Annotated in this window: 6 protein-coding genes; 5 read left to right on the top strand and 1 reads right to left on the bottom strand. The window is 69.5% G+C overall.

Going from position 1 to position 7,645, the window contains the following annotated elements; genetic code table 11:
• Positions 1 to 238: 238 nt before the first annotated feature.
• From ACFVDP_RS26745 to obgE, 4 genes are all read left to right on the top strand, one after another.
• Complete coding sequence (locus ACFVDP_RS26745) at positions 239 to 1,564, top strand: phospholipase D-like domain-containing protein (RefSeq protein WP_383494557.1); 1,326 nt, start codon at positions 239 to 241, stop codon at positions 1,562 to 1,564.
• 194 nt (positions 1,565 to 1,758) lie between these two features.
• Entirely contained in the window at positions 1,759 to 2,079 is a 321-nt protein-coding gene (gene rplU / locus ACFVDP_RS26740; RefSeq protein WP_383494554.1) for a 50S ribosomal protein L21, read from the top strand.
• 11 nt (positions 2,080 to 2,090) lie between these two features.
• Positions 2,091 to 2,348: a 50S ribosomal protein L27 gene (gene rpmA, locus ACFVDP_RS26735; RefSeq protein WP_026245994.1), complete on the top strand. Its 258-nt coding sequence runs from the start codon at positions 2,091 to 2,093 to the stop codon at positions 2,346 to 2,348.
• Between the two features lie 136 nt (positions 2,349 to 2,484).
• Positions 2,485 to 3,933: a GTPase ObgE gene (obgE, locus tag ACFVDP_RS26730; protein WP_383494549.1), complete on the top strand. Its 1,449-nt coding sequence runs from the start codon at positions 2,485 to 2,487 to the stop codon at positions 3,931 to 3,933.
• Positions 3,934 to 3,998: 65 nt separating this feature from the next.
• Here the strand turns inward: obgE and ACFVDP_RS26725 are convergent, their stop codons facing one another.
• Positions 3,999 to 6,107, bottom strand: coding sequence for a hypothetical protein (locus ACFVDP_RS26725; protein ID WP_383494547.1), 2,109 nt, complete (start codon positions 6,105 to 6,107; stop codon positions 3,999 to 4,001).
• 263 nt (positions 6,108 to 6,370) lie between these two features.
• Here ACFVDP_RS26725 and proB point away from each other — a divergent pair, with 263 nt between their 5' ends.
• Positions 6,371 to 7,522, top strand: coding sequence for a glutamate 5-kinase (gene proB, locus ACFVDP_RS26720; RefSeq protein ID WP_383494544.1), 1,152 nt, complete (start codon positions 6,371 to 6,373; stop codon positions 7,520 to 7,522).
• Positions 7,523 to 7,645: the final 123 nt, after the last annotated feature.

Genomic DNA, 7,645 nt, shown 5'->3' with positions numbered 1-7,645 from the left:
GAGCCGGTCGTCGAGGCGCCCACGGCGCAGGAGACGCCCGAGCCCGTGGTGGAGCAGGCCGCCGAGGCCCCGGCCCCGCGGACGCGCCGTCGTGCGTCTGTAAGGAATGACGCATTTCGCCCCCCGCCCTTGGAGCGGGGTCAACTACCTGTAAAACTCAAGCAGTAGCGCATGTACATGAGAAGCAGGGGTGCCCGTTGGGGAGACGGCCGCGCTCGTGCTCAGGGGAGGGAACACGATGACGCACGTGCGTCTCAGAGGTACGGGCAGACACCGGGCGGCCAAGCCGGTCAAGGGCGCCCGGCAGGCGGTGGCCCTCGCCACCGTGCTCTCGGCGGCGGGAGTGCAGGCGGGCATCGCCGCGGACACCGCGTCGGCGGACACCAGGACCTGGACCGAGGGGCCCATCTTCAACGACCCGCTGGGGACGGTGGACGCGCAGTACGCGATCCGCACCCGGCTCGTCGAGCTGACGGACGCCGCGCTGCCCGGCTCGACCATCAAGGTCGCGGTCTACCACGTGTGGGAGCAGACGATCGCGGACGCGCTGATCCGGGCCAAGGCCCGCGGCGTGAACATCCGGATCGCGCTCGACTCCTCCAGCGTCAACGACCGCCCCACGAACACCATCTACAGCCAGCTGAAGACGGCGTTCGGCACCAACATCGCGGCGGCGTCCTTCGTGACGCTCTGCCCGAAGGACAAGTCGTGCCTGGGTGACCCCAAGTTCGGCAAGTCGATCATGCACAACAAGTTCTGGCTGTTCTCGGCGGTCGACGGCGCCAAGAACGTCGTCGTGCAGACCACGGCGAACTCCACGCCGTCGGCCAGCACGCGCTTCTTCAACGACGCGCTCCAACTGCCGAACAACCCGGTCCTGTACGGCGCCTACTCGGACTACTTCGACGACATCGCCGCCAAGGACTGGAAGAACTGGGACTACCGCACGGTCAGCAACGGCCACTACAAGGCGTACTTCTATCCGCGGGCCGGCACCACGAACTCCACGGACACCCTGTACTCGGTGCTCAACAACGTCTCGTGCACCTACAAGGACGCCGCGGGGGCGACACAGCACACGGTCGTACGGGCCGCGATCTTCCAGATCACCCGGCAGGCCATCGCCGACAAGCTGGTCGCGCTGAAGAAGGCGGGCTGCACCGTCTCCATCGAGTACGCGACGTCGGACAGCGGCACCTGGAAGTCGATGCACGCCAGCGGCGCCCCGCCACGGCGCTGCTACAACGACGACCGGGACCCGCTGAACCCCGGCACCAAGCTCGGCACGCCGTTCATCATCCACACCAAGTACGTGGCGATCGACGGCATGTACGACGGCGCCCGCAACAAGGTCACGTTCACCGGCTCGCAGAACGCCTCGAACCCGGCGCTGCGCGAGAACGACGAGGCGTACGTCAAGATCGACGACGACTCCGTGCACGACACGTACCGCACGCACTTCCTCAAGGTGTGGAACGTCGCGTACCCGGGGACGAACGACAACACCAACCTCTGCAAGGGCGTCAGCACGCTGCCGCAGGACGGTGAGCCCAAGACGACCTGAGGGTCCGGGGAAGGGGCCGGTTTGACCCTTCTGAGGGGTGCCCCGTAACCTTGACCGTCGGCGTGTCCATCGACGCGCCTCACTCCCGTAAACCTTCTTCCTCCAGATTTTCGGCAGAGATGCCGAGATTCCGGAGAGGCCGCCTCGTGCGGCTGGACTGCGGGGGTCCCGTTCCGAGCGAAAGAGAGATCCGCGTGTACGCCATCGTGCGCAGCGGTGGTCGCCAGCACAAGGTTGCTGTCGATGACATCGTTGAGGTTGACAAGCTTCCCACCGCCAAGGTTGGCGACACCGTAGAGCTCTCTACGCTGCTCGTCGTCGACGGCGACGCCGTGACCAGCGACCCGTGGGTGCTGGCCGGCATCAAGGTCCAGGCCGAGGTCGTGGACCACCACAAGGGCGCGAAGATCGACATCCTTCGCTACAAGAACAAGACCGGTTACCGCCGTCGTCAGGGCCACCGCCAGCAGTACACGGCGATCAAGGTCACTGCGATCCCCGCGGCTGCGAAGTAAGGGACTGAGACATGGCACACAAGAAGGGCGCATCGTCCACTCGGAACGGGCGCGACTCCAATGCTCAGCGGCTCGGCGTGAAGCGCTTCGGCGGTCAGACCGTCAACGCCGGTGAGATCCTGGTCCGCCAGCGCGGCACCCACTTCCACCCGGGCAACGGCGTGGGTCGTGGCAAGGACGACACGCTGTTCGCGCTCGACGCCGGTGCGGTGGAGTTCGGTACCCACCGTGGCCGCAAGGTCGTGAACATCGTTCCGGTCGCCGCCTGAAAGGCAGCTCCACCGGTTTAGTTTTCGCGAGGCGGACCTCACTTCCCTTCCGGGAAGCGGGTCCGCCTTTCGCGTGTTCTTAAATAGGACACAGCACGTAGTAGACATTTCCGTTCGTTTCTGGAGGCACTGACCCATGACCACCTTCGTGGACCGCGTCGAACTGCATGTCGCCGCGGGTAGCGGGGGCCACGGCTGTGCCTCCGTCCACCGTGAGAAGTTCAAGCCGCTCGGCGGCCCGGACGGCGGCAACGGCGGCCGTGGCGGCGATGTGATCCTGGTCGTCGACCAGGACGTCACGACGCTCCTCGACTACCACCACTCCCCGCACCGCAAGGCCACCAACGGCGCGCCCGGCGCGGGTGACAACCGCTCCGGCAAGGACGGCCAGGACCTGATCCTGCCGGTCCCGGACGGCACGGTCGTCCTCGACAAGCAGGGCAACGTGCTGGCCGACCTGGTCGGTCAGGGCACCACCTTCATCGCCTCCCAGGGCGGCCGCGGCGGCCTGGGCAACGCGGCGCTGGCCTCGGCCCGCCGCAAGGCCCCCGGCTTCGCGCTGCTCGGCGTGCCCGGCGACGAGAGCGACGTCGTCCTGGAGCTCAAGACCGTCGCAGACGTGGCCCTGGTGGGCTACCCCAGCGCCGGCAAGTCCTCCCTGATCTCGGTGCTCTCGGCCGCCAAGCCGAAGATCGCCGACTACCCGTTCACGACGCTCGTCCCGAACCTGGGCGTGGTCACCGCGGGCTCGACCGTCTACACCATCGCCGACGTCCCGGGCCTGATCCCGGGCGCCAGCCAGGGCAAGGGCCTCGGCCTTGAGTTCCTGCGGCACGTGGAGCGGTGCAGCGTGCTGGTGCACGTCCTCGACACGGCGACGCTGGAGTCCGACCGCGACCCGGTCTCCGACCTCGACATCATCGAGGCGGAGCTGCGGGAGTACGGCGCGGGCCTGGAGAACCGCCCGCGCATGGTCGTCCTGAACAAGATCGACGTGCCCGACGGCAAGGACCTCGCCGAGATGGTGCGGCCCGACCTGGAGGAGCGCGGCTACCAGGTGTTCGAGGTCTCCGCCGTGGCCCACAAGGGCCTCAAGGAGCTCTCCTTCGCCCTCGCCGAGCTGGTGTCCGCGCACCGCGCCGCGCAGCCCAAGGAGGAGTCGACCCGCGTCGTCATCCGTCCGAAGGCCGTGGACGACGCCGGGTTCACCGTCACCCGCGAGGACGTCGACGGCGAGCCGCTGTACCGGGTGCGCGGCGAGAAGCCGGAGCGCTGGGTGCGCCAGACCGACTTCAACAACGACGAGGCCGTGGGCTACCTGGCCGACCGCCTCAGCCGCCTCGGTGTCGAGACCGAGCTGATGAAGGCGGGCGCCCGCAACGGCGACGGCGTGGCCATCGGCCCCGAGGAGAACGCGGTCGTCTTCGACTGGGAGCCCACCATGATGGCGGGCGCCGAGATGCTCGGCCGCCGTGGCGAGGACCACCGCCTGGAGGCCCCGCGACCGGCCACGCAGCGCCGCCGCGACAAGCAGGCGGAGCGGGACGAGGCACAGCAGGAGTTCGAGGACTTCAAACCGTTCTAGGACGTGCACGCCGAAGGGCCCGGGAGATCACTCCCGGGCCCTTCGGCATGTCTCGGTGTGGGCGGCTACGCCGTGAGGGAGTCCTCGGACTCGGCGGAGTCCTGCGTGTCCGCGCCCTCCGCCTCCATGACCTCGGCCACCTGCTCCTCGATCGAGTCCTCGCGCTGTATCGGAATCTCCGTCTCACCTCGCGCGGCCATCCGCACCCGGCGCTCGTCGGCCCGCGTGCACAGGGCGCGCACGGCGTCGTTGAAGCGGTCCATGGACGGCGGGTCCGAGGGGCCCAGGAGGTGCTCCTTGAGCTCCAGACGGGCCTCGGCGTACTTGTCCTCGGCCTCGCCGCGAACGGCCGCGAGAAGGGCGGGCACGCCCTTCGCCTTCGGGGTGAGGATCGTCGCCGCGCTCACCGTCGGGAAACCGGTGCGGAAATCGGCCTCGGACAGCCCCGAGGTGTTGGCGACCGCGTACGGCTTCTCGCTGCTCAGCCAGTCGGAGACGACCGAGGAGACGTCGGAGATCAGCACGTCGGCCTGGTTGAAGCAGGTGAAGATCGCCGGGCGGGCCTCGGTGACGATCAGGTGCTCCCACTCGGGGAAGGACGCCCAGTAGGCGTCTTCCCAGGCGGTCGTCGCCTCGGCCACGGCAGCGGCCCGGCCGCCCTCGGGGGCGCCCTGGAGCAGCATCTTCTCCATCTCGTCCGCGCTCGTGCGGAAGGCGGTGGAGGTGAGCCTGTCGAGGACGGCGGCCGCGCGGCTCAGCTCGGCGGCGGCCTCCGCGCCCGGGCGGGCGCCGGAGCGGCGGGTGTTGGCCTCGCGGATCATCGCCATGATGCGCTCGTTGGCGGCGCCCGCGGCGGGGACCTGCGAACCGGTCATCGGGTGCGGCTTGTAGATCAGCCGGACCTTGTCGTCGGCGAGCAGGTGCCGCACGATGTTCTCGCCGGCCAGGATCACCGAGGTGTTGCCCGGGTTGCCGTCCCAGCCCTCCCAGGTGGGGGCGTACAGGACCGTGGTGTACGCGCCCGTGGCCGGGCCCGTGCCGACCTTGATCGGGGACAGCTGCGGGCGGCCCACCTCGACGACGTCGCGGTCGTCGACGCCGACGTCGGCCAGCTGGTAGCGGTCGCGGGCCGCGGGGCCCGCCACCCACACCTCGTCGTACGCCTTCGCGTACGGGTTGCACGACGACAGCTTGTCGGACTCGCCGTGGTTGGTGAACGCGTGCTTGATCGTCGGGATGCGCAGCACCTGCGAGGTCTTCGCCGCGTTCGCCGGGTGCAGCATCATCTTCAGCGTCGAGTTCTCCAGCGAGAACATCGTGGCGACCTTCGGGAAGCAGATGATCGGCACGTCGGTCGCGTCGATCTTGTTCACCATGAAGCGCTCACGCAGCACGATCAGCGGCTTGCCGTCGACGTCGGCGAGGGTGGAGAGCCACATGTTCGCCTGGTACGCGGAGGTCGTGCCGCCGGAGAAGTACATGGCCACGGTCGGCTTGTAGTCGGCCAGCCAGCGGTCGAGCCACTCGATGGTCTGCTGGTCGTTCAGCGGACGCTTCTTCGGCAGCAGCCAGGTCGCCAGGTAGGCGGCGCCGCCGCCGAGCAGCACGATCGAGACGCCGATGCCGATGCCGCCCCACAGGGCGTTCGTCGTCGCGGCCGTCACCAGCAGGCCGGCCGTGGCCGGCACCGAGAAGGCGAGCAGCCGGTGGCTGGAGCGCCGGGCCAGCAGGCGCGGCGGGGCCGCGGACAGCCGCAGCGGGGTGGAGTCGATGTTGCGCGTGACGATCGGCAGGGTCCGCGTGCGGCGTACGAGAACGGCCGCGGCCTGGCAGGCAAAGTGCAACACGTACACCGCGAGCACCATGATCAGCAGGGGAGCCTGCTCGCCCAGGGGGTCGATGCCGTCGATGCGCAGCAGGCCGACGAAGATCAGCATGTCCCGCAGCAGCTGACGCACGGTGACGTCGAAGCGGATCTTGCCCAGGAGTGACAGCAGGCCCGGCTGGCGGAACTGCAGATACGTGTCGAGGGCGAGGCCGGCGGCGCTCGCGGCGACGAACACGGGAACGTACGGAACGAGCGCGCTCACGAGCTGGGCCGCATAGAGCGCAAACATCGCGAACAGCGCTGAGAGCTGCAGGATGCGGCGGGGGGCAAGTCCGGCGGAGGGCACGGGCTGGGCTCCTGGCAGGGATCGGAGGAGGACGAGGAGGACCGTGGGGGGCTGGTCCGCCCCGGTGAAGAGGCTGACCACTGACCGTATGACTTTGAGCGGTCCCGTAGCAATCCTCGGTGAAATCAATCACGGCAAATAGGGGCAAAAGTCATCGGCTCCGAAGGCTCACGTCCCCTGAAGTGCGCCGGCCCCGGACCGCGGGCGTCCGCTCCTCGAAACCCCTGAGCGTCCGCCCGGTCACGTCCCGTAGATTGCGGAGCATGTCAGGGGCAACAACAGGGGCAGCTCGTTCGGCGCGGCAGGGCGTCGTGGAAGCGCGCCGGATCGTGGTCAAGGTCGGATCGTCGTCGCTCACCACGGCCGCGGGCGGTCTGGACGCGGACCGGGTCGACGCCCTGGTGGACGTCCTCGCCAAACACCGCGGCGGGGGAGCGAAGGAGATCGTCCTCGTCTCCTCCGGCGCCATCGCCGCCGGACTCGCCCCGCTCGGCCTGACCCGCCGCCCCAAGGACCTCGCCCGCCAGCAGGCCGCGGCCAGCGTCGGCCAGGGCCTGCTCGTGGCCCGCTACACCGCCTCCTTCGCGCGCTACGGCGTCCGCGTCGGCCAGGTCCTGCTCACCAGTGACGACATGGCCCGCAGGGCGCACCACCGCAACGCCTCGCGCACCCTCGACCAGCTCCTGGCCATGGGCGCCCTCCCCGTCGTCAACGAGAACGACACCGTGGCCACCGACGAGATCCGCTTCGGCGACAACGACCGGCTGGCCGCGCTCGTCGCCCACCTCGTCCACGCCGACCTGCTGGTGCTCCTCTCCGACGTCGACGGCCTCTACGACGGCGACCCCAGCAAGCCCGGCACCTCCCGCATCGCCGAGGTGCGCGGCCCCGCCGACATCGCGCACGTCAGGATCGGCTCGGCCGGCAAGGCGGGCGTCGGCACCGGCGGCATGGTCACCAAGGTCGAGGCCGCCTCCATCGCCGCGGCCGCCGGCATCCCCGTCGTGCTGACCTCCGCGTCGTCCGCCGCCGACGCCCTCGCCGCCCGCGACACCGGCACGTACTTCCACCGCACGGGCCGGCGCAGCGCGGACCGCCTGCTGTGGCTCCAGCACGCCTCCACCCCGCAGGGCTCGATCACCCTGGACGACGGCGCCGTCCGCGCCGTGGTCGAGCGGCGGACCTCCCTGCTGCCCGCCGGGATCGCCTCCGTGGAGGGCGAGTTCAGCGCCGGCGACCCCGTCGAGCTGCGCGACGGGAGCGGGCGCGCGGTCGCCCGCGGCCTGGTCAACTTCGACGCCAAGGAGATCCCGCAGCTGATCGGCCGTTCAACACGGGAACTCGCGCGCGACCTCGGCCCGGCCTACGAACGGGAAGTCGTACACAGGGACGATCTGGTCCTCCTCCGGGCTTGAAACACCGCCCGTCACCTTGGAAACCGCCTGTGTAATCGGCCGAAAGCCTGCCACCCGTGGGGGACCTTCCCCAAAACCACCCCATGAGGCCTCGTGTCCTGCTCAACTCTTGAGGCAGGGAGT

The organism is Streptomyces sp. NPDC057694 (genome assembly GCF_042799415.1).
Taxonomy (GTDB): Bacteria; Actinomycetota; Actinomycetes; order Streptomycetales; family Streptomycetaceae; genus Streptomyces.
The sequence above is the reverse complement of the archived record's forward strand: the minus strand, read 5'-3'. Positions and strand labels throughout refer to the sequence as shown.